Genomic DNA, 2,443 nt, shown 5'->3' on the forward strand with positions numbered 1-2,443 from the left:
TTTCTTGGCATAATGAGCTCCTCCATATTGGTTATTATATATTACCTGAAGGGGAATATCTCATTTTGCTTTGTACTATTTAGATGCTACCACCAGAGTAACTAGATAATGGGAAAGAGATACGATTCAGAGAAGGTAAATGATTTCATCACTGATCTTGATGACAGTGTTAGAATATATAGTAATAAATCAGATATAGCTGGCTCTGCCTATGGAAGGTATATAGATAATACTACTTACATAGGTCTAGCGGCTGATGCTTCCAAGAAATTCATAAAGGATGTGCAGGTCGAGTTTAGTACTCGAGAGCATGATATACAAAAAAGACTCATAGAACTGTATGTTGCAATAGATGAGCATTTCAAAAAGACAGTCGATGCGTCTCCCGTTGCGCGCATTGATACTGATCAGATAAAAATAATCAGAAATTTTTTCCATGAACTAAAAGAAATACTTAATCCTAATTCCGTAGAGATAGAAGGAAAGGCAGAATATATAAAAGAAGCTTTTAAAGAGTTCGGTAGTGTTACCATACCAAGCTATCATAAAGCAAGAAACGTATATAAAGAATTTTCAGGTAGTGGTATGTTTCTTGATAAGCTCGTTAAGAAGGTAGAGGATTTTGATCTGGAAGCCTGCGAGATGGTAGATAGGTCAGGACTTGAACAATATATTGAAGAATATATACAGACAGTTGTAGAAGAAGCAGCGATACTTGATCAGATGGAGACTTTTGAACCTGAGATGAAGGAGACTGTTATTAGTCTCATAGCCGCTAAGGTGGGAGGTGCTCTTAAGGAGTTAAAAGATTTGACCGCTAAGAATGCTACTGTTGGTGTCATGAATGCGCCTATAGCAGCAGGTCTTAAGAAGTATCTATTGGGGTGTGCATCCGGCTGTCAGTCATTCTTTTCGGATCCCGTCAATGTTAACAACGGTAACTATATAAATGACAGAGAAGATCTTGTCGTATCAGGACTATACCCCATATCGGTAAGAAGATTCTATAATGCGCAGAGCGAAAGAAGTGGCTTTTTCGGCAAGGGCTGGATGAGCCTTTTTGACATGCATCTTTCTAAAGAAAACGATAGTGCATATGCGAATATAAGGATTATATTTACTGACGGACATGAGGGAATCTATCAAAAGATAAATGAAACATCTCACATAGAAAAGAATCTTTCTGAAACTAAAGAAACAGAGTATATAGAAATTCATGGTCAGAGCGGAAGACTTATTGAATCAGATAATCAATACAGACTTATACAGGATGACGGATCATATACGAAGTTTGATAAAGACGGAAAGTTATCGGCGTTTGGTAATTCTGTATCAGAGCTTGCAAGGATAGAGTATGAAGACGGGCTCCCGGTAGGTATCCGGACGGGATTTAAATATATTGCGCTAGATCTTGATGAAAATGGGATTATCACGAGCGCATCCGATAATACGGGAAGAAGCGTTAAGTATGAATATATAAAAAAGAACGGAGAGTTTCTGCTTACAAACGTCACCTACCCTGATGGAACTAAGAGAAGATACGGATATAGCGATAACGGAATCATAAATGAAGTCGATAATCCTCGTGGAATAACCTTCCTTAAAAATGAGTATGACGATAAAGACCGAGTTATCAAGCAGAGCTTCCCTGACGGAGGAGTTATCACTTATGCTTATGATGAAGTAAACAGGGTAACAACTGCTACAGAGCAGAACGGCCTTAAGGTAGAGTACATCTCCGATAAGTACGGAAGACATATCGGAACAAGATATCCCGAGCAGGGAATAAAAGAGTCATTTACCTATAATGATAAGAACCAGAAGACGACCGTTACCGATAAGAGAGGCTATACAACAAGATTCAGCTATGATAACAGAGGCCATCTTACAAAGATAATAGACGCCAAGGGAAATATCACAAACATCACTTATAATGCGATGGGAAAGCCCATAGTTGTAAAGGGACCAAACGGAGCATCATATAAGTATTCTTATGACAGCCTTGGCCAGCTCGTAAGCGTAGAAAACCCTTTAAAAGAAGAGCAGAGACTTTATTATAACGATAACGGACAGATAGAAAAGATAAGGGATGCAGAAGGTGCATATACCTTCCTTTCCTATGATGATAATAATGATATCTGTTATATAAAAGACAGTAAGGGAATAGAGACCTTTTATGAGAGAGATGATCTTGGAAGAGTCATCTCTACAAAGAATGCCCTTGGTGCAGTAACAAGATATGAGTACGACCTCATGGATAGGATCATCAGGGTCACAGATCCTATGGGAAATGAGAGCGGATATGAGTATGACAAAGCAGGAAAGCTCATAAGCGTAACAAATCCGGACGGAACAAAGAAAGCCTGGGAACATAACAGCATAGGAAAAGTATCTGAGTTTACGGATGAAGCAGGAAGAACCACATCCATAAAGTATAACAATG

Annotated in this window: 1 protein-coding gene; it reads left to right on the plus strand. The window is 38.7% G+C overall.

What is annotated here, in order from left to right; all coding sequences use genetic code 11:
* Nucleotides 1-108: 108 nt before the first annotated feature.
* Nucleotides 109-2,443 (plus strand): DUF6531 domain-containing protein (locus BM377_RS16010; RefSeq protein WP_207646926.1); only part of this gene is annotated, 2,335 nt, incomplete at its 3' end.

The sequence above is a fragment of the Butyrivibrio sp. INlla21 genome (assembly GCF_900116875.1).
In the GTDB taxonomy this organism is placed as follows: Bacteria; Bacillota; Clostridia; order Lachnospirales; family Lachnospiraceae; genus Butyrivibrio.